This window comes from [Scytonema hofmanni] UTEX 2349 (assembly GCF_000582685.1).
In the GTDB taxonomy this organism is placed as follows: Bacteria; Cyanobacteriota; Cyanobacteriia; order Cyanobacteriales; family Nostocaceae; genus Hassallia; species Hassallia hofmanni.
The window spans coordinates 4,505,901-4,531,078 of record NZ_KK073768.1 but is presented as its reverse complement, the minus strand read 5'-3'; the positions used below and the strand labels follow the sequence as shown (position 1 = coordinate 4,531,078).

The window sequence follows — 25,178 nt, the reverse complement described above, 5'->3', positions numbered from 1 at the left end:
TATGAATACAACCTCAGTGGAGAGCTTCAAAAAAGAAATCAATAAAGTCCGAGAATATTTTAAACATATTCAGTATGTGAACGATTTGGTAGTTTATACTGTGTCCCAGACTGATAATGAACAAATTAAAGCCTTGCTAAATACTTTGAAAGACCATCATAGAAGTTTTAGAACAGATCAACGTATATTTGAATACAAAGCATCTATTATTTCACTTTACGGGTTGCTAGAAAAGTATATAGAAATTTGGATTAAGGAATATCTTGATTCACTTTCGGGTTTAGTAATTGAGTACAATCAAATAGATGAAAAAATTAGAAACAATCATTTTGAACTTTCTTTAAAACTAATAAGCACTATTACAAGTAGAGAAAGTGCCAAATATCAGCATCTGACAAAAGAAGAAGTTTTAGAAAAGCTAAATAAATGTATTGTAAATCCTACAAGTTACAAATTCAATACAGAAGCTTTTGTTCTTTCATCAGGTAATTTGAAGCATAAACAAATTGTTAAACTATTTGAGCTTATAAATGTTAATTTGAATGAAGTTTTTAAAAAGAATCAGACATTAATTGAATATATCCGAAATGAGAAGCAAATTAAAAATATTGCAAATATAAATACAGATACTTTATACAATACAATCAATGATTTGGTTGAAAGAAGAAATCAAATTGCTCACGGTTCAGAAATATTAGATATTTTAAGCATATCTCAATTAGAAGCTTATCTCGACTTTTTAGAAACATATTGCCAAGCTATTTTTGAGACATTAATTGAGGAATTTATTAAACAAGAATCAATATATACTTTTCAAAAAATAGAAAAAGGGTTTCAAATATTTGGCAATAAAATATTGGCGTTTGAAATCGAAAATTATAGAATAAAAGTTGGAGATATACTTATTATTGAAACGACAGAAGGTAACTTTTACAAAAAGCCTATTTTGACAATTGAATTAAATAAAGTATCATCTACAGAACTTATAATTACAGAAAAAACAAAGATTGCTGTCAGTGTTGAGCCTAAAATCAAAGAAAATCAAACATTTTATATAGTAAAGCAATAATTCCAGCTACTAAACTTTCAAATGCACCTGTCCCACACCCAATATCAAATAAGACAAAAAACCGGGTATATTCCAACCCGGTTAAATAATCTTAATATGAAGAACCCGTAGTGAGCGCTTTAGCGATCATTATTAAACCTTAGCAGTTGCCTTGGTGACAGCATTAAGTTCGCCCTTAGCATACTTAGCAGCAAAATCATCCAAAGAGATTTGCTTAATCTTGCTAGCGTTACCAGCAGAACCAAATTGCTGATAGCGATCGCCACAAACTTTCTGCATATACTTAATCGAAGGCTTGAGGAAGTGACGGGGGTCAAATTCCTTAGGATTTGAAGCCAAAGCTTCACGTACAGCAGCAGTAATTGCCAAACGGTTATCAGTATCGATGTTTATCTTACGTACACCGCACTTGATACCTTTTTGGATTTCTTCCACAGGTACACCGTAAGTTTCGGGAATTGCACCGCCATACTGGTTAATGATAGCGAGCAAATCTTCAGGAACTGAAGAAGAACCGTGCATTACCAAGTGAGTGTTAGGCAAACGGCTGTGAATTTCTTCGATACGGCTGATTGCTAAAATTTCTCCAGTCGGCTTGCGGGTAAACTTGTAAGCACCGTGGCTAGTGCCGATCGCAACAGCCAAAGCATCTACTTGAGTTTGCTCAACAAAGTCAACAGCTTGGTCGGGATCGGTCAACAGTTGGGAGTGGTCGAGTTTACCTTCAAAACCGTGACCATCTTCAGCTTCACCCATACCAGATTCTAGAGAACCCAAGCAACCGAGTTCACCTTCAACGCTGGCACCTACAGAGTGAGCTACTTTCACCACTTCGCGGGTGACGTTGACGTTATACTCATAGCTTGCTGGTGATTTAGCATCTTCTTCCAGCGAACCGTCCATCATTACGCTGGTGAAGCCGTTGCGAATCGCGGAATAACAAGTTGCAGGGCTGTTACCATGATCTTGGTGCATGGTAATGGGGATATGAGGATAGGTTTCTACCGCTGCCAAAATCAAGTGGCGTAAGAAATTTTCCCCAGCATAAGAACGAGCGCCACGAGAAGCTTGTAAAATCACGGGGCTATCTGTCTCTAGAGCAGCCTTCATGATTGCCTGGATTTGCTCCATGTTGTTCACGTTGTACGCCGGGATGCCGTAACCGTTTTCAGCCGCGTGATCCAACAGCAGCCGCATTGGTACGAGCGCCATAGATAGTCCTCCTAATGTGGTAGTCAGCTAGTCGGTTTCAGAGAAGCGCAATTATTACGCTAATCTTAATTGTTTCAACTTATTAGGAAATTATAACTAGTGTCGGGTGCTAATGCTGAAAAAGTTTGCACCTTCAAGCCTGATTATAAGGGACTGGTGACTGCAAGAAGTCAACTACAAACTTTCATGGCGATCGCATAAGTTATAACAGTTGCCCAACCGTTCGCCAGAAGTTAGTAAAAATTCGTTAATTATTCCTTTAATATGGGTCGCCCGGGATTCGAACCCGGAACTAATCGGTTAAAAGCCGAGTACTCTACCGTTGAGTTAGCGACCCGTTATTTAAACTTGCAACTTTGCTATTGTACCACATATTTTATAGATATGTAAAGTGGTTTAGAAAAAATTTGCTGTCAGCTTCATTGATGCAGAACAACTGGCTCCAGGTTCAAGTATAGTCAGGTGTTCACCAGTATTGAGCGAGTTTCGAGCAGCGCTCCACGGCTCTAGACAGTAGAAATCTTTGCCCTTCACCGTCCAAAAAACCAAAATCGGAAAAACATCATCGTAATCTAGAGTCAATTTTAACTTTCGGCTGTGGTCTGTCACACTAGCAGATTGACTTGTTAGCTGTTTAAAAGCAACGTCAATTTCATCAAGGTTGAAGTCAAAATTACCGTTAAAAGAGTGGATTTCCTTGGTTTTCTGGTCTAGATACTCACCACTGGGGATTTCAAATTCTAGCTGAGTTTTATCACTGACGGCAAAGTAGGGATGAAACCCAAAAGAAAAAGGCATCGGTTCAGATGATTTATTTGTATAATTCTGCTGAACTTCTAAAGTATTACCCACCAGATGGTAAGTAAAAGCCAGTTCAAAGTCAAAAGGATAAACCGCTTTTGTTTGTTCGTTGCTATTGAGGACTACGGTCAGGCTAGCTTTATCTTCGGTTGCTTGGTCAGTTACTTGCCAAGGTAATTCTCGCGCAAAGCCGTGTTGTTTGAGAGTATACTGCTTTCCTTGATAAGTATAAGTATTATCCGGTAAGTTGCCGCAGATGGGAAATAAAATCGGATTTCCACCTCTAACGCTCAATTCTGGATTAGTAAGGCGTTCTGCATCGAGGTAGAAAATTTCTTCACCGTTAACGCGCCATTTGGTGATGATACCACCACGTTCTGGTATGACCTCTAATTGTGAATTAGTCTCAGTGTCGGTGAGGACGTAGGTTTTGTATTGTTGCTCTTGGAGTGCGATCGCAAACATTGCTTTCCTCTTTGTAGTGATTACTCAAGTCAAACAGTAACATTCAGCGGTCTACTATCAGTTAAGCTAGAGCTAATTGGTCAACTCTGTTCTTTATTATGTACCAAGTAGACCCTCCTCTTTCTCCAAAAGAAGTTCTACCAACGATGTATGATCTTCCCAGTGAAGATCCAAAGGAGCCAGGTTTGCCCGACGAATTTCATCATTTTCAACCTCAACTGTTGCGAGATACCTTTCATCCGCCTAATTATCGACCAGATGAGGTATTCGTCGCCAGCGATTTAAATCTTTATTACGATACTCGTCATCCTTTGTGGTATAAGCGTCCTGACTGGTTTGCAGTGGTGGGCAACTCCAGATTATATGAAGATAGAGATTTACGCTTAAGTTATGTAATTTGGCAAGAGGGTGTAAATCCCTTTGTGGTAGTTGAATTACTTTCCCCTGGTACAGAAAAAGAAGATTTGGGGCAAACTCTACGCACTGTAGATGAACCACCTACCAAATGGCAAGTTTACGAGCAAATTCTACGTGTTCCTTATTACATCGTCTTTGATCGCTACACAGATCGGCTGAGAGCCTTTATGCTTCAGGCAGACCGTTATATGGAAATGAGCCTAGAAGAAACACGTATTTGGATGCCAAGTTTAAAACTAGGTTTAGGACTATGGCAGGGTAGTTATCAAGGCATTGAGCGGCTCTGGTTGCGTTGGTATGATGCTAAGGGAAATTGGATGTCAACCCCAGCAGAAGAAGTGCTACAAGAGCGTCAAAGAGCCGATCGCTTGGCAGCGCGGTTAAGAGAGTTAGGTGTTAACCCGGATGAAGTGTAGGGGAATGGGGGGACAAGGAGGCAGGGGAAGCAGGGGGAGAGGAATTTTGCCCAATGCCCAATGCCCCATGCCCAATGCCCAATGCCCAATGCCCAATGCCCAATTTTATTCGTCTTCTGCAAAGACAAAGCGATATAATTCGCTGCTATCAGGTTCGGGACTGCTTTCGGCAAATGTCACCGCTTCGGCAATTCTTTGTGTGATTTTGCGATCGATTGCTTTGAGTTCTTCGGCAGAGGCTAAATTTTCCTCAACTAAATAATTAGCTAACTTCTTAATTGGGTCACGAGCAAACCAAAAATCTTTTTCGGCTTGCGATCGCATTTCATCTGGGTCAGCTAATGAGTGACCCCGGAAACGGTAAGTTAAAGCTTCAATTAATGTCGGACCTTCACCAGCACGAGCACGAGCTACAGCTTCTTCTGCTACTGCTCGCACCGCTAGTACATCCATACCGTCTACTTCCACGCCTACCATGTTGAATACACTGGCTTTTTTGTAAATCTCTGGTTGGGAAGTAGCGCGATCGTGAGCCATACCGATCGCCCATTTATTATTTTCTACCACAAAAAGAATCGGCAGTTTCCATAAAGCCGCCATATTCAATGTCTCGAAAAACTGACCGTTATTTGCCGCACCATCCCCAAAAAAGCAAGCTGTTACTTGGTCTGCGCTTTCATCTTTTAAAACTTCACGACGGTATTTACTCTGAAAAGCTGCTCCCGCTGCTACAGGAATACCTTCAGCCACAAAAGCATAACCACCCAGCAAGCGATGTTCCGCAGAAAACATGTGCATCGAACCACCGCGTCCTTTACTACAGCCGGTGGCTTTACCAAATAATTCCGCCATTACCTCTTTTGCTGGTACTCCCGCACTCAAAGCATGAACGTGGTCGCGGTAAGTACTGCAAACGTAATCTTCACCCGGTCGCATTGCCTGGATAACACCAGTGGAAACCGCTTCTTGACCGTTGTACAAATGGACAAAACCAAACATTTTGCCTCTATAATACATCTCGGCGCACTTATCTTCAAACAGGCGCCCTAAAACCATATCTTCGTACAACAGTAACCCAACTTCTTTGGTAATTTGCGCGGATGCCGCTGTAAATGTGGGTAATGTGCGTTCTTGAACCATTATTTTGTTAGTATCCCTGTGGTAAAACTTAAAGTTACGATGTTAGATAAGTTGCTCACATTCGGCGTAAGCTTGTACAAAGATAACGTTGTTAGGAGTTAACAAGTCACAAATTCACTCTCAAAAGTCAAAAATAGTGAGAATAGGGAATTGGTGAATAGTTTTTAATTTGATTTTTAATTTTCACTCCTCCTTGGAAGTTACCATCTGCGGAAGTTCCGCAGTTCGGACTTTTCACCACTCACCCTTATAGATTATCAGTCAGAATAACTTGCTTTCTGCATATCGATTAACAATTTAGAGAAGTTGGTGGCGGTAATTCATATACTTATGTAAATAGTTGTATTTACAACAAGGTTATGATAAACTACGCTACGCTTGTTATCAAGATGAAATTTATCTAGCGGTGCTTGTTAGTTTTGACTACCGGGGAAATTTCCTCTGAATTGTTTGCGGGAATACAATCTATCGATCTCACAAAGATAGTTATATTTATACTCCTGCCAGCAGAAGATTTATGGAACTACCCCATGTTGTAGTATTGTTTGATGTATAAAATTCATGACAAATTGTTAAAAAAGAAAAATTGAATAAAAATCACCAATAAGGCAAAAAATAAAGTAGTAAAGTACAAACTTATTTTTACGCAAGACACTAATCAAATTGTGGCAATACGCACACTATGAAAGTGTGAACTCAACAAGTTAATGTGATGGCACGGATTAGGTTGCCTTCTAATGCTTGAAATGAATAATGATGATCATGCACCAGAGGAAGTAAGCCGTGCGAATTCCGCTAGATTACTACCGAATTTTAGGATTACCGTTAGCGGCAAGTGATGAACAATTGCGGCAAGCATACAGCGATCGCATTGTACAACTACCGCGACGTGAGTATTCGTCAAGAGCAATCAGTTCCAGAAAACAACTTTTAGAAGAAGCGATCGTGGTTTTATCAAATCCCAAAGAACGTAGCAGCTATGACCAGCTTTATCTTGCCAACGTCTACGATCCGGAAGGAAGCACGACATCTGTCGCGATCGCAGTCGAAAATCGCTCTTTAGAGAACAACTATACTACTGAAGCAAAAAGTCTGGGGATTGACATTTCCCAAGATGAATTAGTTGGTGCTTTACTAATTCTGCAAGAACTTGGGGAATACGAACTTGTAGTCAAATTAGGTCGTCCTTACCTCGTTAATAAAAATGGCACAGTAAGTGGTGCAAATGTCAATGGTCTAACCAATGAAGAATTTCATGAACGTCCAGAACGTCCAGATATTATTCTCACCGTTGCCCTTGCCTGTTTAGAACTCGGTCGTGAAGAATGGCAGCAAGGTCATTATGAAAACGCAGCGCTTTCTTTGGAAACAGGTCAAGATTTGTTAATCAAGGAAAATTTATTTCCCAGCGTGCGAGCCGAAATTCAAGCAGACCTTTGTAAATTAAGACCATATCGAATTCTAGAATTACTCGCACTACCCCAAGAAAAAACCGCCGAACGACGTCAAGGCTTGGAATTATTACAAAACGTTTTAGAAGAACGTGGGGGAATTGATGGTACTGGCAATGACCAATCTGGTTTAAATATAGATGACTTTTTGCGATTTATCCAGCAACTACGTTACCACTTAACAGGCGCAGAACAACAGAAAATATTTGAAGCTGAAAGTAAACGTCCTTCGGCAGTTGCCACATATTTGGCTGTCTATGCCTTGATAGCACGGGGATTTGCTCAACGTCAACCTGCTTTGATTCGTCAAGCAAGGCAAATGCTGGCACGTCTGGGCAAGCGTCAGGATGTACATTTAGAGCAATCCTTATGTGCCTTACTCTTGGGGCAAACAGAACTCGCAACTCGTTCTTTAGAACTTAGTCAAGAATACGAAGCTCTAGCTTTTATTCGCGAAAAATCTCAAGACTCTCCTGACATGCTGCCAGGACTGTGCTTGTATGGAGAACGTTGGTTGCATAACGAAGTGTTTCCTCACTTTCGAGATTTGGTAAATAACCAAGCTTCTCTAAAAGAATACTTTGCCGATGAACAAGTGCAAGCTTATTTAGAAGGTTTGCCGACGGATGTACAAAAAAGCAATGAATCTGTAACTAATCGGCAGTCTTCTTCTCAAACACAAACAAATACTTATCCACAACCCAGTAATTTAACTACCAGTTATCATCAATTTTCCAGCAGAACAGAGAACGGAGAAGTTTTAGAAACACCAAACAAAGTAAAATCAGTTCATTCCAACTACTCACCACCCAGCTTTACAACATCTAATACATCAGAGCAAAATAGTGTGGCACAGTTTGCAAGTGGTGAACATATTGCTCCTAGAAAAAATCATAATTTGAATGGTTTAGCTAAGGTTAATGCACCCGCTCAAACGAATAAGCGAAGGAGGCGAAAAGCTCCTCCAACTCATAATTCGGGGCATATACGCCAGTTTTTTCCTAACACCTTAGAAGGAAAAACACGCCTAGTGTGGATGATATTTGGCTCTTTTGCGGGTGTTATAGTTTTGTGGTTTTTGCTCACTACATCTTTTGGATTATTAAAAAATCTATTTTACCCTGCCCCATCTTTAAAAGGCGAACAGTTGTCTGTGCAACTTAATGAACCACCAATACCAATTCCTGACTCAAATAGCAAGCTACAGTCACCACCAGGACTTTTGACAGAAGCCACAGCACAGGAAGTCGTTCAAAGTTGGCTATCTATTAAAGCCGCAGCTTTGGGAGTCAACCACGACATTAATAGTTTAGACCAGATTTTAATCGGTTCAACTTTATCTAAATGGAAAGGAATTGTTCAAGAGGATAAGGCAGAAAACCGCTATCGCAAATACACCCACACTGTAAAGGTGGAATCTGTAAAGACAACTGAAACTGAGCAAAATAATGCGACAGTAGACGCTACGGTGACAGAATTAGCAGAGTTTTATGATAACGGGCAAATTAATCACGAAAAGTCTTATAACGAAAAAGTTCGTGTTAGATATAATTTGGTTCGTGTAGAGGGTAGCTGGCACATCCGAGATATGTCAGTCCTCAATAAAACAAGTGGGAGCTAAATTCAATCATGTATATGTGAAGATTATATTAAGAAATATTAAGAAAAATTAAATATAGATTTAACTCTTGCTTTATGAGTGTGCAAACTCTATTATACTTACATACTACGGTAATTCGCTCAAGATACCGTATATCAAGGTGTAAAAATGAGCAGATGGGAACTTTTGAGAGAATCAGTAGGTAGAGTGAACGCGCAAATGCAGACTTATGTAATCAAAAGCAGGTCAAATAGACGTGTTCAGAGTTTTCTGTGTCTATTTGCCGTAGGTTTAGTTTTGAGCATGGCAATAAGTGCCTGTGGAAATGCTTCAGCTTCCAAATCTGATATTAAACTGCGCCTGGTTTCCTTTTCTGTTACAAAAGCTGCTCATGACCAAATAATTCCTAAATTTGTTGAAAAGTGGAAGAAAGAACATAACCAAAACGTCACTTTTGATACTAGTTATGGTGGTTCTGGTGCTCAAGCTGCTGCTGTGATCAACGGTTCTCAAGAAGCAGACATAGTACACCTAGCGCTTCCCTTGGATGTGAATAAAATTGAACAAGCAGGTTTGATTAAACCAAGTTGGGAAACGAGAGCGCCGAGAAATGGTATTGTCAGTAGATCAGTAGCCGCAATTGTTACCCGCGAAGGAAATCCCAAAGCTATCAACACTTGGGCAGACTTAACAAAAGATGGTGTGAAAATAATTGCAGCTAATCCAAAAACTTCTGGTATTGCGATTTGGGAATTCCTGGCTTTTTGGGGTTCAGTGACTCAAGCAGGAGGTGACGAAGCAGCAGCACTAGATTACGTCACCAAAGTTTATAAAAATGCCCCTGTTTTAACAAAAGACGCTCGTGAAGCTAGCGATTTATTTTTCCAAAAAGGTGAAGGGGATGTTTTAATTAACTACGAAAATGAGGTAATTTTAGCGCAAACAAATGGATCGAAATTACCTTATGTAGTACCGGAAATAAATATTTCCATCGATAACCCTGTAGTGGTAGTTGATAAAAATGTCGATAAGCATGGTACCAAAGAAGTTGCACAAGCGTTTGTTGATTATCTTTACTCAACAGAAGCACAACGCGAATTTGCGCTCTTAAGATATCGTCCTGTTAACCCCACCGTTACTCAAGAAGTCGCATCACAGTATCCTAAAATCAAAACTTTATTTACCGCTCAAGATTTAGGTGGCTGGGATAACATTCAGAAAAAATTCTTTGGGGACGGAGCAATTTTTGATATAATTCATCCTCCAATTAAGGCGTAAGAGATTTATGAGTTTTACCAATAGATTAAAAAAAAGCTTCACTTTTATATCTTTGATATTGACATCATACAGTCTGACAGCTTGCGCTAATCAAGGAAACCAAAAACAGGTAAGTATTGATGGTGCTGCGGTAGGTTTTCCTATCTCTCTAGCAGTTGCAGAAGAATACCACAAACAAAACGAAAACGCTGTAGTTAGTGTTGCTTCCAGCGGAACTGGTGGGGGGGTTAGCAAGTTTTGCGCTGGAGAAATTGATATTGTTGCGGCTTCTCGTACTATTAAAGATGAAGAAGTAGCCAAATGCAAAAAGAAGAATATTGAATTTATAGAGTTACCAATTGCTTTAGATGGAATCGCCGTAATTGTAAATCGTCAAAATGATTTTGCCAAATGTCTGACGATTGCAGAACTAAAAAAGATGTGGAGTTCTAAATCAAATGGTAAAGTATTAAGTTGGAATCAAATTAATCCAAAGTTTCCAAATGAAAAAATGAAGCTTTACGCTCCCGCTTCGGATACTGGAACATTTGATTATTTTACCCAAGCTATTACAGGTAAAGCCAAAAACAGCCGCACAGATTATAATCCTAGTCACAATCAAAATAACCTTGTACAAGGAGTTGCTGGTGAAAAATATGCCCTTGGTTATGTAGGGATTTCTTATTACATTCAAAACCAAGATCAGCTAAATCTAGTTGCTGTTGAAAGTCTGACAGGCAAGTGTGAAAAACCTGTTCCAGTTGATAATGTAGTAAAGAATATCTATACACCTTTGTCTCGTCCTCTTTTCATCTACGTTAGTAAAAAAGCTCTGGATAAGAAACCATCCGTAAAAGAATTTGTCAACTTCTATCTCGAAAATTCTTGGAAATGGGTAGATAGTGTTGGTTATGTAGCGCTACCTGATGATGCTTACGTCAAAGTAAAACAAAAGTTGGCTACAGGTGAAACTGGTACAAAATTTAAAAAAGCAAAACCAGGTCAACCAATCACGAATTTCATTTAATTTTTAGTATTGGGAATTATGCAAGCTACAAATCAAGATAATTTTCACTTTTTTCAAGAATCACTAGAAAAGAAACCATCGGAAGATATCCAAGAAAAAATTGTTGCCGCAATTTTATTTTCCTGTGCTTTAATTTCCATACTGACCACATTTGGTATTGTCTTCATTATTTTCCAGGTGGCATTTGAGTTTTTTCAAGAAGTTTCTTTTGCTGATTTCTTTTTGGATACTAAATGGACTCCTCTATTTGCAGAAAGACATTTTGGCGTTTTGCCGCTGATTAATGGCACTTTCTTAACTACAGCGATCGCTATGTCAGTTGCGATTCCTTTAGGTTTATGTTCTGCTATCTATTTAAGTGAATATGCACCACCAAAAGTAGCAGCAATTCTCCGTCCAGCATTTGAACTTTTAGCAGGGATACCTACAGTTGTTTACGGCTACTTTGCACTTTTATTTATTACACCACTGCTCCGGAATTTTCTACCCTTGGAAATTTTCAACGCTTTAAGTGCGGGGTTGATGATGGGAGTAATGATTACTCCTACAGTTGGTTCTATCAGCTTAGATGCCATCAAAGCAGTACCGCGTTCTTTACGTGAAGGTGCTTACGCTTTAGGTATCACTAAACTCGAATCGATTTTTAAGGTAGTTTTACCAGCAGCACTTTCTGGAATTAGCGCTTCGATTATTTTAGGGATTTCCCGTGCTGTAGGTGAAACGATGACTGTTGTTATTGCTGCCGGACAACAGCCTAAAATAACAGTTAACCTACTGGAATCAGTAGAAACGATGACAGCATATATGGCGCAAATTTCTGGTGGAGACAGTCCGCGTGGTAGTCTTAATTTTAAGACTTTATACGCTGTAGGTGCTGTTTTGTTTATACTCACCCTGAGTTTAAATATTATCAGTTACTGGATTTCTAATCGCTTTAAAGAAAAGTACGATTAACAAACATGACTACCACATATAGACCAAACGATCCTCTAGATCGAGAGAGAGAATTTACTGAGAATATTGAAACTAGAGAAACACTAGGTAAAGTCTTTGAAATAATCTTTCTATTAGGGTTGTTAGTTAGCTTATTCGTTCTTTCCTTGCTAATTTTTGACATCTCTAAAGATGGGTTAGTCAGGTTTTTTAGTCCAGGTTTTTTGATAGAAACTCCTTCGCGTTTTCCAGACCAAGGCGGTATTCGTCCGGCAATAATTGGTAGTATCCTTTTAGGAATTATTGTGATTTTTACTGCTGTACCAATTGGTGTAGGAGCAGCTTTATATCTGGAAGAATACGCACCAAAAAGCTGGTGGGCAACGATTATCGAGATTAATATCAGCAATTTAGCGGGAGTGCCTTCTATTGTCTATGGGTTGCTAGGTTTGGGGGTTTTCAATTACTTGCTAGGGTTTGGTCCAACTTTAATTTCTGGTGCGTTGACTTTATCTTTGCTATCTTTACCAGTAATTATTGTGACGGCAAGAGAAGCAATTCGCTCAGTTCCTGATTCTTTAAGAAATGCTTCTTACGGGTTGGGTGTAACCAAATGGCAAACTATTAGAAGTCATGTTTTACCTTATGCTGTTCCTGGTATTCTCACAGGAGTAATTATTTCTGTATCTCGTGCTATTGGTGATGCAGCTTCTTTGATTGTGGTTGGTGCTGTTAGTTTTCTCACCTTTAATCCTGGTTTATTCCAGAGATTTATGGCATTACCCATTCAAATTTTCAGTTATATTACTCGTCCCGAACCGGGTTTTGCTAACGCAGCAGCAGCGACAATTATTACTTTGATTCTTTTGATTTTGACTTTGAATGGAATAGCAATTTATGTGAGACAACGCTTTTCTATAGATTAATCAAGCATTTTTTCAAAGAAGATATAACAGACCTAACCCCCAACCCATTAAGAGCAAGGGAAGGGGAGTAAGACTCAAAGTTTCTCTTCTTGTAGGAGAGAGATTTAAAAAGCAAATTTGTACAGATGAAAATTGGCATTTACAGATATTAGGACATAGAAACAATGACATATAGCAACAATAAAATTAGCCAGGGCAATACTACTTTCAGCCAACCAGATGAAGCCGTTTTTAAGGCTGAGGGTGTGAAAGTATTTTACAACGGCTTCTTGGCACTTCAAGATGTCTACATGGATATTCCTGATAAACAAATTATTGCTTTTATTGGACCTTCTGGTTGTGGCAAAAGTACGCTTTTACGTTGCTACAATCGGATGAATGATTTAATTACTGGGGCAAAAGTTGAAGGGAAACTAAATTATCGCGGTCGCAATATTTACGATCCGAAAATTAATTCAGTTAAATTGCGACGACAAGTAGGAATGGTTTTCCAAAGACCAAATCCTTTTCCTAAGTCAATATACGAAAACATTGCCTTTGGACCGCGTTCTAATGGTTATAAAGGTAATATGGATGAATTAGTCGAAGATTCCCTCAGACGCGCTGCAATATGGAATGAAGTTAAAGATAAACTGAAATCAAAAGGTACAGCTTTGTCTGGTGGACAACAACAACGGTTGTGTATTGCACGAGCGATCGCTATGAAACCAGATGTATTATTGATGGATGAACCTTGTTCTGCTCTCGACCCAATTTCTAGCCGTCAAGTTGAAGAACTCTGCTTAGAACTCAAGCAACAATACACCATCATTATGGTGACTCACAATATGCAACAAGCTTCGAGGGTAGCAGATTGGACGGGATTTTTTAACACAGAAACCGATCAACGTGGCAAACGCTACGGGAGATTAGTTGAGTTTAGTCCGACAAGACAAATTTTTGATTCTCCAAAAACCACAGAAGCTGCGGAATATATTAGTGGACGCTTCGGTTAAGCGATGATTTCTCCGCTTGCTGTGCTACTAATTTCTAATCCTAGATGGGTATAAATAAACACTCTTTAACGTAGTAACGGCTTAAGCCGTTAAATTATGATGAGCGGTAAACCGCTCACTACGAACTAGGAGAGTATTTTACATTTAATTTTGCCCACTTACTTATGCAAATGTAGTTTGAAGACTAGGTTTAGAGCTAATGTCAAGAAAAGAGGACATTAGCTTTTAATTTTTTGGTTGAAAAATGGGCATTTCCGCACAAAAGTCATGAAATTATGACATTACGATCCCCGAATGGCTGATAAATTCGTGAAAACGACAAAAACGGGTCTTGAGACCCCTTGATCCCTGTGCGGGTTTGTCAGTTAATATTCATTAACAAAGGGACTTTTCCGATCCCAAGTAAATGCCGATCGCATTTGTAGGGAATTTCTAGGAAGTAGACCTTAATTTAAAAACCGACTAAAAAAACTTCAAAGCTGGGTAAAAACCACTCCTTCAGGAATAAAAAATTCATCTGGATTGAATGGCATTTATTACACCACTCTTTAACCAGGGGAAATCATTTACTTTTTAAACTACTGGAGGTCAAAATTATGGCAAAAGAACGCCCACCCTTAGAAGAGATGACACTAAGGCAACTACGTAGAGTTGCTAGCGAATACAGTATCTCTCGCTATAGCCGGATGCGTAAATCGCAATTGCTGGCATCGATTCAAGAAGTTCAGCGCAGTAAAGTTTCGCTTACCCCATCTCGTTCACCAGAGGCACAGGAAACCGTGGAAGCAGCAAAATTTGAATTAGGTCAGATAGATCGTAATGGTGGCTCTTTAGCAGATGTTGACGAAGGACTCGCTGATTTGCCAGCTGGTTACGGAGAAAGCCGGATTGTATTGATGCCGCGAGATCCTCAGTGGGCTTACACTTACTGGGATGTTTCCAACGAACACAAAGAAGAACTGCGTCGCCAAGGTGGACAACAATTAGCACTGCGGATTTATGATGTTACTGACATCAATATTGAATACCAAAGTCCCCACAGCATTCAGGAATATCCTTCTGATGAATTAGCGCGGGAATGGTATTTACCGGTGCCGGTGAGCGATCGCGATTATGTGCTTGATATCGGTTATCGTTGTGCTGATGGTCGCTGGTTGATATTGGCGCGATCGGCACCAGTACATGTTCCTCCCGTGTATCCTTCTGACTGGATTGAAGACGTTTTCATCACAGTTAACTTTGAAGAAGATTTGGCTGGCAAAACTCAGTATGAACTGGTTCCCCCAGCCAAGAAAGTTGCCGAAACAACCGCATACGGTAACGCATACGGTAACGGTAACGGTAGCAATCCTATCTATGACCAAATCTTTGGCATGGCTGAATCTACCGAAGCGATGCGGGTTGCTGGTTCTATATTTGGCTCGATGCATCAAACTTCCATCCACGAACAAACGATCAGTTCCTACGTGTTCCCCTCTGGTGTAGGTATGTGGGCAGTTCCCACCGCATCTGGTTTAACCATGTCTGGTGTGGGAATGTCCGGTGCTGGTTTCTCTGGAGACGTACCAATGCGTCCGCGTCAGTTCTGGTTAATTGCCGATGCTGAGTTGATTGTTTACGGTGCAACCGAACCCGATGCTACCGTCACAATTGGCGATCGCCAGATTAAGCTGAATCCAGATGGTACATTCCGCTTCCAGATGTCCTTCCAAGATGGTTTAATCGACTATCCCATTAAGGCTGTCGCTGTTGATGGTGAACAAACACGGTCAATTCAAATGAAGTTTACTCGTGAGACACCATCTCGCAACACTAACACCAAAGAAGAAGCTGTTGTTGAGTGGTTCTCTTAATTTTGGATTAACTAAAATCGACATATAAACTTTTCCCCCGCTAAAGCATTACTATAGCGGGGGTTTTTATTTTCAATTGGTCTTTTTTGCTTTCATCATAATATTGCTGCTCATTGCTATTGGAAACCAGCTAAATCACGGTGTATTATTTCCTGCTTGTGAATATGTATAATGTGATGTTTGTGCGTGCTATGTCAAAATTGGCTTACTTAATATATCAATGAAAACAAGACTTTTCTTATCTATTTTTGTGGTGGCGATCGCCTTTTTATCTAGCTGTAAAGATTTGCAAGACAATTCAACAGTTGAAACTGAAAAAATTTGCCCTGGTGACGATACAAAATTTAGTCTAGAATTCTTAAAAACTAATAATCAAGGTGAGAAAGACTCAAAAGGTATCAATCATGTAATTATTTTTAATCCCAAATCTGAAGAATTAGATTTTAAAGTTAATGTCGGTTTAGCTCATAATCTTTACGTCAAAGATGATAAAGGTAAATTGCTCAAAGAATATATCCCTACACAGTTTCATGAAATCATCGCTAATGAAAATGCGAAATTAAACGGAAAAATGCCTATTGCAGCAATTAATGCTGACTATATAGAAACTGATAATAAACCACAAGGTTTAAATATTTCTCGCGGAATAGAGTATTCTGGAATCTTTAAAAATAAACGTTCTTCTTTTGGCATATCAGGAGGTGAACCGAAAAACCGAACGGCTACAATCCAAGCAGGAAGAAGAAAAAATGATATTCTAAATTACAATTTAGTCGGTGGTAATGGCAGATTTTATCGTCAAGGGCAGTTTAAAGATATTTGCCAAGATTTAGGAGACGTTGCTTGTAAACAAGTTACAAATCGTTCTTTAGTAGCTACAACTAATAAAGGTTATGTAATTTTGTTGGTTAATGATTCAAAAGCTAATTCAGATATTAGTTTATCTGAAGTTAATCAAGAATTGCTTCCAGATAATTTTGATGATGTTCTTGAGGGAATTGCCAAAAATAATTGTTTAGGTAAAATTCAAGAAGGAATGTTATTTGATGGCGGGATGTCTCCAGGGTTGTATTACAATAACAAAGTATATGTAGAAAATGGGGGACCTATAGGTTCAGTATTTTTAATATATAAAAAATGAAGCGATCGCCTAGCTTATCTGCATTACTGTAGCCTTGTATAACATCAATCCAGCAAGCTAGAATCAGCAGCTTTGGGTACGCTCAATAACAGTGAAAACAAACAGCATTTTCTCTAATTCAGATATTGCACCAGCCCTGATTATGACGACTTATGGAAATACTTAGTTTTACTGGTTTTATTAGAGATATTGTTTATACACCTGTTCTCATACCTAAAATTGAGATTTATGAGATAATTAATTTTAATATTAATCATGTTAAACCATTTGGAATAATAACTTTAGATTCTTTGCAAAATAATATTGCATTATGGTGTCAAACATTTAATAATTACGAATGATAATCAATGACTCTATGGAATTTTGTAGAAATAATATTGAGCGAATGCTCAAGTTTTCTCAAACAAAAGTTATTTTTCCAATAATTACTCTTGGATTAGTCCAAGCTTATTATGAAACAAAACAATATCAATTTTCCGATAAAGAAATTAGGATTTGTTATGTAAAAGCTGTGAAATATATGCAAGCTTACTTACAACATAATTTACATATTGGAGGAAAGTATTACGATGCTTATCCTTCTCGAAATTTACCAAAGTATGGTGTAGTCAAAGCAATTGATAATAAATGTTATGAGCTACTCCCAGCATATAGCACAAATGCTGAGATGCTTATCTCTTGGATTCCCGAAAAAATCAATCAGTATATTACCGATAAATTAGGTTTGATTCCTCAACTGCTCAACTATGAGTACAGACATGAGTTAGCTGTAAATCAAATTGATTTTATTAACTTAATTAAAGTTCAGATCGAAATAAATCCCACAAATTTTGAAATATTTAGTTTTGCCATAATCAAAGTTCATCTAGAAAAGTTTGCTTGTAAAATTTACCGCGATACTCGCACTTCTGCAAACGATGGAGGGATAGATATTTCTACAAATTTTGGCGTTGTTTACCAAATAAAAAAACTTAAAGTATATAGTTATGATACTGCTGATAACATTTATGAAGAATTAAAGATGAATTTTAACAAAGAGAGATTGAGTGATGGGAACGTAATTTTGATAATTGATGATATTTCTAAAGAAATTAAAAATTATTTAATTAATATGAAAGTCCAATCAATTAATAAAAATGAAATTTTAAAATTAGCAGACCAATTTGAAGATGTAGAGGATAGAGAAAAAATTTTAAGAATTGCTTACGAAGAGTTTGAAAGAGAGTATCTAAGCAATATAAAATGAATTATACAATTTCTGGAATAAATTATAATTTTCAGATAATTATAGAGAAGGCTTTTAGCCCATCCGAAGATTTAGAAATGTTTTCGTTTTACATAAAGGCAATGTGTAAAATTACAAATTGTTCTTCATGTATTAATAACTTGAATGCTATTCTTTCATATTTTAATATTGAAGATAGCGATCCTAGACTAGAAAATCTGATTTGGTACGGTTCGTTGGCAGAAATTGAAGATTGGGCAAGGATTACGTATGACTTTCTTTCTGAAAAATATTCTCTTTATTATTTAGAAAAAAAATTAAATGAGGATAGAGAAGAAGGTGAGTGGGAAAGTGAATAATCAGTAATTATAAACAAAAAAATGCTGCTAAAGGCAAAGAACTATTAATCAAAAATTACTCTTGTTCTTTGCCAAAAGATAAACAGAAAAAAATCGAGCGATCGCATGAGTGAAGATATACAAACAATAAAAGACCAGAATATTAATATTGAGGATTTTTGATGCTAAAAGTCTTTGTTTACGGCACGCTTAAACCAGGTGAAGCAAATTATCAAAGATACTGTGCTTTTCAGGTGGTAGATGCGAAGAAGGCTTACACTTTTGGGAAACTGTTTGCTTTGCCGATGGGCTATCCAGCAATGACGCTAGGAGATAGCCTTGTTTACGGATATTTACTAACATTTGTTGATTCAAAGGTTTTAAATAACCTAGATATCCTAGAAGATTACCAGCCCTCCAGACAAATGTCGCAAAACCTTTATAATCGACAAGAAGTTGAAATATACGATCTAGAAGGGCGATCGCTTGGTATGTCTTGGGTCTATTTAATGACACCAAACCAGGTTAGTCAACTAAAAGGCAGCCGACAACAGCGCGATGGCTGGTGGAGTGGCTGCGGCTTAACAGTTGAGCATTCGTTGTCCCTTCATCAAGAGCGGAATTAACAATTAACTCCGCAATTAATTTAGTTCCTGTTCAGTATTTTCTGGTTGAGGTGCAACCCGATCAACTGAATTTTTCGGAGAGGATTCTGCTGTTTTGGGAATGGGAAAGACAGGAGTATTAATGGCAACCATCAGTGGCGAAGCGGCTACAGGCGAGGGCGTCTGTTGTGTCGGTTCGATTGAAGGTTTTTGAGCCATTTGAGGTATACTAGAATCTCCACCTGGTAGCCAGCCAGAAACCGCACCAATGACGCAAGCTGCGACGGCGGTACCTCCACATACCCAGACTAGCCGGGAACGGCGACGTAAAGAAGCCATTACTTGCTGGACTGTTTGTTCTATTGGCTGTAGTGGCTGTGGTACCGGAAGATTCCGCACCCCTTGCCGTAGCTTTAACAGTCGAGCATACAATAGTTTTACTGAGGCATCATTTGCCAGCCATTGTTCAACTTGCTTACGTTCGGCAGCTGTCACTTCACCATCGAGGTAAGCACTTAATAACTCGAAGCGATCGCGCTTCACCATATCCATAGCACCCGTAGATTCATTGGTTTGTTTAACTCCCTGTATTTGCACATCAAAATTAGCTGGCAAATCGGAGCGAGGGGAAAACTGAGAATCAGTAGTCATCTTAACATTATTACCAATTCCAACACGGGTTAAACGAGCGGACAGGGATGAGAAATTAATCAATTTTTCTCCTGGCGGCAGAAGCACTCTACAATTATTTTAAATTTTATGGAAATCAACCCTTAAATTCTGCCATTGTAGCAGAGACAGGATAGATTGACATTAGTTACGAATCTAAATAATTCTGCAATTGAGTTTGCAATCTGGATCTAGCTCTGGCTATTCTCGATTTAACTGTTCCCAAGGAAACACCAGTGATTTCGGCAATTTCTTCATATGCCATTCCTTCGATTTCTCTCAGAACAATTGTAGTGCGGAATACTTCAGGTAAATCGGCGATCGCGGAGCGCAATTGCTCGTAAAATTCTCTCGTTGTTAGCTCTTCTTCTGGTCCTGGTGTATCTCCAGCTATTTCCCAATCCATCTCACCGTCTTCTAAGGTACGGGGAGCATCAAGGGATAAGGGACTAACAACACGCTTACGTTTGCGTAACTCATCGTAAAACAAGTTCGTCGCAATACGGCTTAACCAGCCCCGGAACTTAGCTGGCTCTTGCAATCGGTTAACATTCCGATATACTCGAATCCAAACTTCCTGAGCCAAATCAGCTCTGTCAGCCCAATCAGGAGCGAGGTGATATAAAACCCTATCAACTTGAGTCTGAAAGCGACGCATAAGTTCTGCAAACGCGACACGATCTGGGCGCAGTCCAGTTTGACAGCGCAAAATTAAATCGTGATTAGAGAGTTTGTCAACTTGCACTGACGCTTCTGGAAGCCTCGCATCAACCGTTGACCAGGATACAGGAATCGATTGACTCATAGAACGCACTGACTCTAGAACATCCCTATCTATTAGACCTGCTAATCAGTAAGAAGTTCCTCTGGTGAGTGACGGATTTATGACTGTAACAATAGTAAACTATTATGAACACACAATGCTAATCAAAGCATTTTTTTGTCACTTATAATCAAAAATGCTGCTGAAATTTATTTGGTTGTATACGCTCTGCTACTTCTTTTGTGGATAATTCCTTTGAGGCAACAAGCTGTAAGATAATTAAGGAAGTTCTCTCACATAAAAATTAGTTATAAGTTGGATAATCTCTTATAGGGCAAAGGTTATTGTGATTTAAATTATTAAGATATTATCTTTTGATAGATATGAAAAAAATATTTATATATATTTTTTTGCAATTATATTTTATAACTACATTTAGGGCAAAATCAAATTATAATTATTGTTGTTATCGTTGGGATAGCCGTTTTTTTATCTCTTATCTTTCACTGGCAAGTTGCACAGCAATGTTACTTAGCCATGTGCAATATTCAAAACTGACCATCTACGGTTGACAATTTATTAGAAAAGATTAGAAAAAAAGTCCGTGAATTAGATGGTAAAAGGAAAACTTTAGTAAGTTGACAATTTTGTAGAAAAGGTTAAATAAAAAAGGGCGGATTGTCTTCAGGTCTGAGAACTTCACTTATTTCCCGCCCTTGTCGCCAAGTGTCCGCAGACAAGAAGGCATTTTCTATTTTCTCTCCTTTGTGTGCTTATTCTTTCTTTATCTTGCCATTTTCAGCTGCTGTAGCTACTATGACTGTTATTTTTTCAGCTTCGTTGCCAAAATCGTTAGTGGAGTTTGTGTATGTACCTGATAACTAGTATCAGCATTAATTTGAGCAGGTACGCGAACTTGTAAAAAGAAATTAAGGGAAAATGTAATTGTGACCGCTAGCAATAATTTTTCAAACATGATTTTTCTCTCACCCACACCATTAATGATTGATTACTATAGTTCCAGAGTTCCTGAAAACGAGGTTTTTCACCAAAATTTTTCTGCTGGAATATCTGACATAGCCCTAGTTTGCCCACTGGTGTTGGGATATTCATAAGGAAACGGATAATTATTTGTGAATTTTTCATAACTGTTCAGAAAGCAGAAAGAATAAATGCGATGACGATGGGAAGAAATGAATCTGTAGCTCGTATAGTCATGTTGTTCTGTTTTGGCACAGCAATTTTATCTCTGGCTATGCATTGGGGCATGATTGCAGGAGAACGGGAATCTCAGGAGTCAGCCTCTACTAGGTTGCAAGGAGATCCGACAATAGCTTCATCCGCAGCCAATGCCTCTACGTTGACTTCAATCCCTGCTGCTAAGTCGGGAAAAGTGGAAAAAAATGTAACTAGGGAAGCGCAGTTAGCAAAAAATAATCGGCTGGTGGTAGAGGAAGCAAAAAAGCCAAAGTTCTTTTTAGCGCAAATCGCAAAACCAAAATCAGCTAATAGCGTCGCTACCAAATCGCAAGTAGTCGTAGATTTAAGCGATCGCCGTACCTATGTTTATGCTCAAGATGAAGTGATAGCCAGCTACCCAATTGCTATTGGTAAAAAGGGTTGGGAAACACCCACAGGTTCTTTCCAAGTGATGCATATGCTACACTATCCCGCGTGGCGTCACCCGATTACAGGCAAAGTGTTTGCGGCAGGAACTAATAGCCCTTTGGGAGATAGATGGATTGGTTTTTGGTCAGATGGACGCAATCAAATTGGTTTTCACGGCACACCAGATGTTGAGGTGATCGGAACTGCCATATCTCACGGGTGCTTAAGAATGCGTAATCCTGATGTGCGAATGCTATACAAGCAGGTGGGTTTGGGGACAACTGTGATAGTACGGCAATAATCAGTTTAGAGTCAATAGTCAATAGCTAATGGACTGTTGACTATTGACTTTGGATTATTAACTTTGGACTGTTGACTCTTGACTATTATTTTTGTTCAAAGTTAGGCGCACATGCCTGAAGTAAAGTGCTGATTTCTTGCAGAATGTCATTACTAGTATTTTTGCTTAGAGCTTGCCGTTCTGGGAAGAAATTCGGTCGATCCAAATAACGGGAAATCGCCTCATCTATTTGCTGGGCAATTAATTGCTGAAGTTCTGCGTGAGCGCGTTTGCGTTGATAGCTAGCACCTTCTTCTGTGGTTGCATATAGGGGAGGAAGACGGTTGAGAGCATAAGCGGCAATATCTCCGACTTCAAGAGAACTTTCGCTAGTAGCTTCAATTTCTGCTATTCTAGCGATCGCCTCCGTCAGTACCAATTCTTCCATAACATTAATGAATTCTTTGCGAGGTACCGCCTCTACCTCACCAGTCAATAGCGCTCCCATTAGCTTATCTAATGCCATGTACTCTTCAATTGAAAGTTCGCTGGCGTTATCACAGATTCGCCCGACTTCTGCTTCCATAGCTGGTGTGAGATAACCATCCTGGAGACATTGTTCTACAATTTTTTCAATACTACTCATAAGGCTCATTATTTTTACGCCACCAGGCAAGGTAGAGACGGTAGTAAATCAATCAATTTTATTTTGCCTAATTGTTGGCAAAATGCAAACAAATTGCATAAATATATTACGTAAAGACATGGGCGATCGCTTTTCTTGGTGCGTCAATAAAGCCAAGGGGCGATCGCGAAGTGCGGTTGCCCCGTTGCAAACCAACGAGGGAGGCATTTTTTCAAAAAATGCCTCGGCAACATAAGGGCGATCGCGTTTGGGCTATTGAACTCCAGGAGTTCGCCAGGGTGTTGGGTCAACAGATTTCCCGTTGACATATAATCCCCAGTGTAAATGTGGACCGGTGGAGGCGCCTGTTGATCCGACTGCACCAATTAATTGACCAGGTTGCACCATATCGCCTTCTTTAACATTGATTCGACTCAGGTGCATAAAAATGCTAGTTACTCCTTGACCGTGGTCAATCCCGACTACGTTACCGTGAATGCGGAAACCTTGGGATACTCTACCAACTAAAGCTACTCGTCCACCGGCTGGAGCTACAACGGGCGAACCGGCTGCACCAGCGTAGTCAACACCACGATGATAATAGTCCTTTGCAAATTTACCATTATAGTAGCGACGTACACCATAAATTGTAGAAATTCTTCCGGCGTTTGGCTTAACAAAAGCACCATTCCAATATTTTTCTGGTGTTATTAATGCTTTAAAAGCCGCTACCCGCTTGAGTTCGTATTCTGTGGCATCGATTCCGGCTTTTCCAGGTGGTAAATTAATTCGTTGTACGGGAAATTTGCGATCGCCCACCGGCACTGATAAGTTTTGTTCCTGACCATCCCCAGAAACCCGGAGTGTTCTATTTCCCGCACTTTCTAATGGTGTTGTCGGCACAAAAGCACGATATTGATTAGGGGCAATTTCAAATGCTGGGTAAGTTTTTTCTCCACTAGTTACCGTGGGATTACTACCATTAGCCGGATTATCTAAATTAATTATTACTGATAGGGTATCGCCTAAATCGGGTTTAGTTGGCGTAACTTTTACTTGCAGGGCATTTACAGGCAATGCTACGACTGGGAAAGCAGCAAACATGCCTATGAATAAACTGGCTGCACGGTGATAAGTTTTTAAGCCTTTGAGAGAAAAACAGAGCAACTTATTTTGAGAGTTACTGGGGCGATGGTCGATAGTCATATTACACAAAAAATCTTAAGCCTTCTGTTGAACAACAGACTAGCCTATTATCAGTTGTGTTTCCTAACTCAGCCAGATATTTTTGCATTGAGTAGGTTGGTAAAATTAAGGTTGGGCAATGGGAAAAAGCCCTCACCCTAAAAGAGCAGGGCTGTTTCATTCCACAAGACGGAGAAACTTGTCAATATCATGAGAGTGTTATTTGTTGAAATGATTAAACATTTCATTTAGTATTAATACCAATTATTTGTGAAGCTGCATAGAAAGAACCCCACCCCGCGAAGCCCCTCCCCGCAAGCTCTTAGGGGAAAATCCGGTTCCCTCCCCGCAAGCGGGGAGGGTTAGGGTGGGGTTCTTCCTATTCCCAAACGTCTAATTTCATCATTGAAATTAAACATGAGATATCGTGCTACATTCCTATGTGCTCTAGTCGCTTCCACTTGAACAATCTCGCCATTCACAAGTTCAAAAATACCATAGCCATCTGGGTACTCGGCGAGAAATTCCTCAAAAGTCAGCTTCTTGGTGGTCAGCATAAAATCTCCGCGCTTTTATTTCTTTTAGCTTATAATTAGGGATCGTGTCGAATTAAAGTTAGTTTATGCCTAAACTAAAAACCCGGAAAGCTGCGGCGAAACGATTCCGCGTTACCGCTACTGGTAAAATCATGCGTCGCAAAGCCTTCAAAAATCACCTTCTACAGCACAAAACTGCGAATAAAAAGCGTAATTTGTCTAAGATGGCAGTTGTAGACGAAAGCGATGCCGAAAATGTCCGCTTAATGCTTCCCTATTTGTAAATTAATCCAAAATTAAACAATGACAAGAGTAAAACGCGGTAACGTAGCTCGTAAACGCCGCAAAAAAATTCTCAAACTAGCCAAAGGCTTTCGTGGTTCTCACTCAACTTTATTTAGAACCGCTAATCAACAAGTGATGAAAGCGCTGCGGAGTTCTTATCGCGATCGCAAAAACCGCAAACGCGATTTTCGTCGTTTGTGGATCACCCGCATCAACGCTGCTGCACGGCTACACGGTTTGAGTTATAGTCAGTTAATTGGCAATCTCAAAAAAGCCAACATTGAACTCAATCGCAAAATGTTAGCGCAAATTGCAATCCTCGATTCAGCCGCTTTCACCAAAGTCGTTGAATTAGC

The 25,178-nt window shown here is 39.3% G+C and carries 26 protein-coding genes and 1 tRNA gene; 17 read left to right on the top strand and 10 right to left on the bottom strand.

Annotation, left to right across the window (positions count from 1 at the left end; genetic code table 11):
- Position 1 precedes the first annotated feature (1 nt).
- Positions 2-1,069 carry an MAE_28990/MAE_18760 family HEPN-like nuclease gene (locus TOL9009_RS0125560; RefSeq protein WP_029635777.1) on the top strand — a complete coding sequence of 356 codons (1,068 nt, stop codon included), beginning with the start codon at positions 2-4 and terminating at the stop codon, positions 1,067-1,069.
- Positions 1,070-1,201: 132 nt separating this feature from the next.
- On the opposite strand, the gene fba is transcribed toward TOL9009_RS0125560, so the two are convergent.
- The 3 genes from fba to TOL9009_RS0125545 all read right to left on the bottom strand — a co-directional run bounded on the left by fba (position 1,202) and on the right by TOL9009_RS0125545 (position 3,547).
- Positions 1,202-2,281 carry a class II fructose-bisphosphate aldolase gene (gene fba, locus TOL9009_RS0125555; protein WP_029635776.1) on the bottom strand — a complete coding sequence of 360 codons (1,080 nt, stop codon included), beginning with the start codon at positions 2,279-2,281 and terminating at the stop codon, positions 1,202-1,204.
- A gap of 265 nt (positions 2,282-2,546) precedes the next feature.
- A tRNA-Lys gene (locus TOL9009_RS0125550) sits at positions 2,547-2,618 on the bottom strand.
- Positions 2,619-2,677: 59 nt separating this feature from the next.
- Positions 2,678-3,547 (bottom strand): aldose epimerase family protein, encoded by an 870-nt coding sequence (locus tag TOL9009_RS0125545; protein ID WP_029635774.1) that lies wholly within the window; start codon positions 3,545-3,547, stop codon positions 2,678-2,680.
- 98 nt (positions 3,548-3,645) lie between these two features.
- On the opposite strand from TOL9009_RS0125545, the gene TOL9009_RS0125540 reads away from it, so the two are divergent.
- On the top strand, positions 3,646-4,380 hold the full coding sequence (locus TOL9009_RS0125540; protein ID WP_029635772.1) for a Uma2 family endonuclease: 735 nt from the start codon (positions 3,646-3,648) through the stop codon (positions 4,378-4,380).
- Positions 4,381-4,485: 105 nt separating this feature from the next.
- Here the strand turns inward: TOL9009_RS0125540 and pdhA are convergent, their stop codons facing one another.
- Positions 4,486-5,520, bottom strand: coding sequence for a pyruvate dehydrogenase (acetyl-transferring) E1 component subunit alpha (gene pdhA, locus TOL9009_RS0125535; protein ID WP_029635771.1), 1,035 nt, complete (start codon positions 5,518-5,520; stop codon positions 4,486-4,488).
- A gap of 783 nt (positions 5,521-6,303) precedes the next feature.
- On the opposite strand from pdhA, the gene TOL9009_RS0125530 reads away from it, so the two are divergent.
- The 11 genes from TOL9009_RS0125530 (at position 6,304) to TOL9009_RS0125475 (ending at position 18,892) form a co-directional block, all read left to right on the top strand.
- Complete coding sequence (locus TOL9009_RS0125530; protein WP_029635770.1) at positions 6,304-8,592, top strand: ARC6/PARC6 family protein; 2,289 nt, start codon at positions 6,304-6,306, stop codon at positions 8,590-8,592.
- A 198-nt stretch (positions 8,593-8,790) separates the two neighbouring features.
- Complete coding sequence (locus tag TOL9009_RS0125525; protein WP_242055327.1) at positions 8,791-9,849, top strand: sulfate ABC transporter substrate-binding protein; 1,059 nt, start codon at positions 8,791-8,793, stop codon at positions 9,847-9,849.
- Between the two features lie 7 nt (positions 9,850-9,856).
- Positions 9,857-10,855: a PstS family phosphate ABC transporter substrate-binding protein gene (locus TOL9009_RS0125520; protein WP_029635766.1), complete on the top strand. Its 999-nt coding sequence runs from the start codon at positions 9,857-9,859 to the stop codon at positions 10,853-10,855.
- A gap of 18 nt (positions 10,856-10,873) precedes the next feature.
- Complete coding sequence (gene pstC / locus TOL9009_RS0125515; protein ID WP_029635764.1) at positions 10,874-11,809, top strand: phosphate ABC transporter permease subunit PstC; 936 nt, start codon at positions 10,874-10,876, stop codon at positions 11,807-11,809.
- A 5-nt stretch (positions 11,810-11,814) separates the two neighbouring features.
- Positions 11,815-12,714, top strand: a complete 900-nt coding sequence (pstA, locus tag TOL9009_RS0125510; RefSeq protein WP_029635762.1) for a phosphate ABC transporter permease PstA — start codon at positions 11,815-11,817, stop codon at positions 12,712-12,714.
- A 164-nt stretch (positions 12,715-12,878) separates the two neighbouring features.
- Entirely contained in the window at positions 12,879-13,709 is an 831-nt protein-coding gene (pstB, locus tag TOL9009_RS0125505) for a phosphate ABC transporter ATP-binding protein PstB (RefSeq protein WP_029635760.1), read from the top strand.
- 596 nt (positions 13,710-14,305) lie between these two features.
- Positions 14,306-15,562, top strand: a complete 1,257-nt coding sequence (locus tag TOL9009_RS0125500) for a DUF4912 domain-containing protein (protein ID WP_029635758.1) — start codon at positions 14,306-14,308, stop codon at positions 15,560-15,562.
- A gap of 220 nt (positions 15,563-15,782) precedes the next feature.
- Positions 15,783-16,703: a phosphodiester glycosidase family protein gene (locus TOL9009_RS0125495; RefSeq protein WP_029635756.1), complete on the top strand. Its 921-nt coding sequence runs from the start codon at positions 15,783-15,785 to the stop codon at positions 16,701-16,703.
- A 337-nt stretch (positions 16,704-17,040) separates the two neighbouring features.
- Positions 17,041-17,949 (top strand): hypothetical protein, encoded by a 909-nt coding sequence (locus TOL9009_RS0125485; protein ID WP_029635752.1) that lies wholly within the window; start codon positions 17,041-17,043, stop codon positions 17,947-17,949.
- Positions 17,946-18,287, top strand: a complete 342-nt coding sequence (locus TOL9009_RS0125480; RefSeq protein ID WP_029635750.1) for a hypothetical protein — start codon at positions 17,946-17,948, stop codon at positions 18,285-18,287. Before TOL9009_RS0125485 ends, TOL9009_RS0125480 begins: the two co-directional genes overlap by 4 nt.
- 161 nt (positions 18,288-18,448) lie before the next feature.
- Positions 18,449-18,892 (top strand): gamma-glutamylcyclotransferase family protein, encoded by a 444-nt coding sequence (locus tag TOL9009_RS0125475; RefSeq protein ID WP_029635748.1) that lies wholly within the window; start codon positions 18,449-18,451, stop codon positions 18,890-18,892.
- Positions 18,893-18,907: 15 nt separating this feature from the next.
- Here TOL9009_RS0125475 and TOL9009_RS0125470 read toward each other — a convergent pair whose 3' ends face one another.
- The 3 genes from TOL9009_RS0125470 to TOL9009_RS47750 all read right to left on the bottom strand — a co-directional run bounded on the left by TOL9009_RS0125470 (position 18,908) and on the right by TOL9009_RS47750 (position 21,279).
- Positions 18,908-19,522: an anti-sigma factor family protein gene (locus TOL9009_RS0125470; protein ID WP_029635747.1), complete on the bottom strand. Its 615-nt coding sequence runs from the start codon at positions 19,520-19,522 to the stop codon at positions 18,908-18,910.
- 166 nt (positions 19,523-19,688) lie between these two features.
- On the bottom strand, positions 19,689-20,345 hold the full coding sequence (locus TOL9009_RS0125465) for a sigma-70 family RNA polymerase sigma factor (RefSeq protein WP_029635745.1): 657 nt from the start codon (positions 20,343-20,345) through the stop codon (positions 19,689-19,691).
- Between the two features lie 781 nt (positions 20,346-21,126).
- The gene (locus TOL9009_RS47750; protein WP_186227648.1) at positions 21,127-21,279 is read right to left on the bottom strand and encodes a hypothetical protein; all 153 of its coding nucleotides are present in this window, start codon (positions 21,277-21,279) and stop codon (positions 21,127-21,129) included.
- Between the two features lie 201 nt (positions 21,280-21,480).
- Between TOL9009_RS47750 and TOL9009_RS0125455 the strand changes: the two genes are divergently transcribed.
- Entirely contained in the window at positions 21,481-22,212 is a 732-nt protein-coding gene (locus TOL9009_RS0125455) for a L,D-transpeptidase (protein WP_029635743.1), read from the top strand.
- 85 nt (positions 22,213-22,297) lie between these two features.
- Here TOL9009_RS0125455 and TOL9009_RS0125450 read toward each other — a convergent pair whose 3' ends face one another.
- Positions 22,298-22,846 (bottom strand): late competence development ComFB family protein, encoded by a 549-nt coding sequence (locus TOL9009_RS0125450; RefSeq protein WP_029635741.1) that lies wholly within the window; start codon positions 22,844-22,846, stop codon positions 22,298-22,300.
- 73 nt (positions 22,847-22,919) lie between these two features.
- Here TOL9009_RS0125450 and TOL9009_RS47745 point away from each other — a divergent pair, with 73 nt between their 5' ends.
- A complete protein-coding gene (locus tag TOL9009_RS47745) occupies positions 22,920-23,072 on the top strand; it encodes a hypothetical protein (protein WP_186227647.1) in 153 nt (50 codons plus the stop codon).
- Positions 23,073-23,089: 17 nt separating this feature from the next.
- Here the strand turns inward: TOL9009_RS47745 and TOL9009_RS0125445 are convergent, their stop codons facing one another.
- Both TOL9009_RS0125445 and TOL9009_RS0125440 read right to left on the bottom strand, forming a co-directional pair.
- Positions 23,090-24,022, bottom strand: coding sequence for a M23 family metallopeptidase (locus TOL9009_RS0125445; protein ID WP_029635739.1), 933 nt, complete (start codon positions 24,020-24,022; stop codon positions 23,090-23,092).
- A gap of 341 nt (positions 24,023-24,363) precedes the next feature.
- A complete protein-coding gene (locus TOL9009_RS0125440; RefSeq protein WP_029635738.1) occupies positions 24,364-24,558 on the bottom strand; it encodes a hypothetical protein in 195 nt (64 codons plus the stop codon).
- A 65-nt stretch (positions 24,559-24,623) separates the two neighbouring features.
- On the opposite strand from TOL9009_RS0125440, the gene rpmI reads away from it, so the two are divergent.
- Complete coding sequence (rpmI, locus tag TOL9009_RS0125435; RefSeq protein ID WP_029635737.1) at positions 24,624-24,821, top strand: 50S ribosomal protein L35; 198 nt, start codon at positions 24,624-24,626, stop codon at positions 24,819-24,821.
- Positions 24,822-24,840: 19 nt separating this feature from the next.
- On the top strand, positions 24,841-25,178 hold a 338-nt coding region (gene rplT, locus TOL9009_RS0125430; protein ID WP_029635735.1), incomplete at its 3' end, for a 50S ribosomal protein L20.

Bases quoted from the DNA above. Each gene is read 5' to 3' on its own strand.
- TOL9009_RS0125560 (WP_029635777.1), top strand. From the start codon at position 2: ATGAATACAACCTCAGTGGAGAGCTTCAAAAAAGAAATCAATAAAGTC.
- fba (WP_029635776.1), bottom strand. From the start codon at position 2,281: ATGGCGCTCGTACCAATGCGGCTGCTGTTGGATCACGCGGCTGAAAAC.
- TOL9009_RS0125545 (WP_029635774.1), bottom strand. From the start codon at position 3,547: ATGTTTGCGATCGCACTCCAAGAGCAACAATACAAAACCTACGTCCTC.
- TOL9009_RS0125540 (WP_029635772.1), top strand. From the start codon at position 3,646: ATGTACCAAGTAGACCCTCCTCTTTCTCCAAAAGAAGTTCTACCAACG.
- pdhA (WP_029635771.1), bottom strand. From the start codon at position 5,520: ATGGTTCAAGAACGCACATTACCCACATTTACAGCGGCATCCGCGCAA.
- TOL9009_RS0125525 (WP_242055327.1), top strand. From the start codon at position 8,791: ATGCAGACTTATGTAATCAAAAGCAGGTCAAATAGACGTGTTCAGAGT.
- TOL9009_RS0125520 (WP_029635766.1), top strand. From the start codon at position 9,857: ATGAGTTTTACCAATAGATTAAAAAAAAGCTTCACTTTTATATCTTTG.
- pstC (WP_029635764.1), top strand. From the start codon at position 10,874: ATGCAAGCTACAAATCAAGATAATTTTCACTTTTTTCAAGAATCACTA.
- pstA (WP_029635762.1), top strand. From the start codon at position 11,815: ATGACTACCACATATAGACCAAACGATCCTCTAGATCGAGAGAGAGAA.
- pstB (WP_029635760.1), top strand. From the start codon at position 12,879: ATGACATATAGCAACAATAAAATTAGCCAGGGCAATACTACTTTCAGC.
- TOL9009_RS0125500 (WP_029635758.1), top strand. From the start codon at position 14,306: ATGGCAAAAGAACGCCCACCCTTAGAAGAGATGACACTAAGGCAACTA.
- TOL9009_RS0125495 (WP_029635756.1), top strand. From the start codon at position 15,783: ATGAAAACAAGACTTTTCTTATCTATTTTTGTGGTGGCGATCGCCTTT.
- TOL9009_RS0125485 (WP_029635752.1), top strand. From the start codon at position 17,041: ATGATAATCAATGACTCTATGGAATTTTGTAGAAATAATATTGAGCGA.
- TOL9009_RS0125480 (WP_029635750.1), top strand. From the start codon at position 17,946: ATGAATTATACAATTTCTGGAATAAATTATAATTTTCAGATAATTATA.
- TOL9009_RS0125475 (WP_029635748.1), top strand. From the start codon at position 18,449: ATGCTAAAAGTCTTTGTTTACGGCACGCTTAAACCAGGTGAAGCAAAT.
- TOL9009_RS0125470 (WP_029635747.1), bottom strand. From the start codon at position 19,522: ATGACTACTGATTCTCAGTTTTCCCCTCGCTCCGATTTGCCAGCTAAT.
- TOL9009_RS0125465 (WP_029635745.1), bottom strand. From the start codon at position 20,345: ATGAGTCAATCGATTCCTGTATCCTGGTCAACGGTTGATGCGAGGCTT.
- TOL9009_RS47750 (WP_186227648.1), bottom strand. From the start codon at position 21,279: ATGTTTGAAAAATTATTGCTAGCGGTCACAATTACATTTTCCCTTAAT.
- TOL9009_RS0125455 (WP_029635743.1), top strand. From the start codon at position 21,481: ATGACGATGGGAAGAAATGAATCTGTAGCTCGTATAGTCATGTTGTTC.
- TOL9009_RS0125450 (WP_029635741.1), bottom strand. From the start codon at position 22,846: ATGAGCCTTATGAGTAGTATTGAAAAAATTGTAGAACAATGTCTCCAG.
- TOL9009_RS47745 (WP_186227647.1), top strand. From the start codon at position 22,920: ATGCAAACAAATTGCATAAATATATTACGTAAAGACATGGGCGATCGC.
- TOL9009_RS0125445 (WP_029635739.1), bottom strand. From the start codon at position 24,022: ATGACTATCGACCATCGCCCCAGTAACTCTCAAAATAAGTTGCTCTGT.
- TOL9009_RS0125440 (WP_029635738.1), bottom strand. From the start codon at position 24,558: ATGCTGACCACCAAGAAGCTGACTTTTGAGGAATTTCTCGCCGAGTAC.
- rpmI (WP_029635737.1), top strand. From the start codon at position 24,624: ATGCCTAAACTAAAAACCCGGAAAGCTGCGGCGAAACGATTCCGCGTT.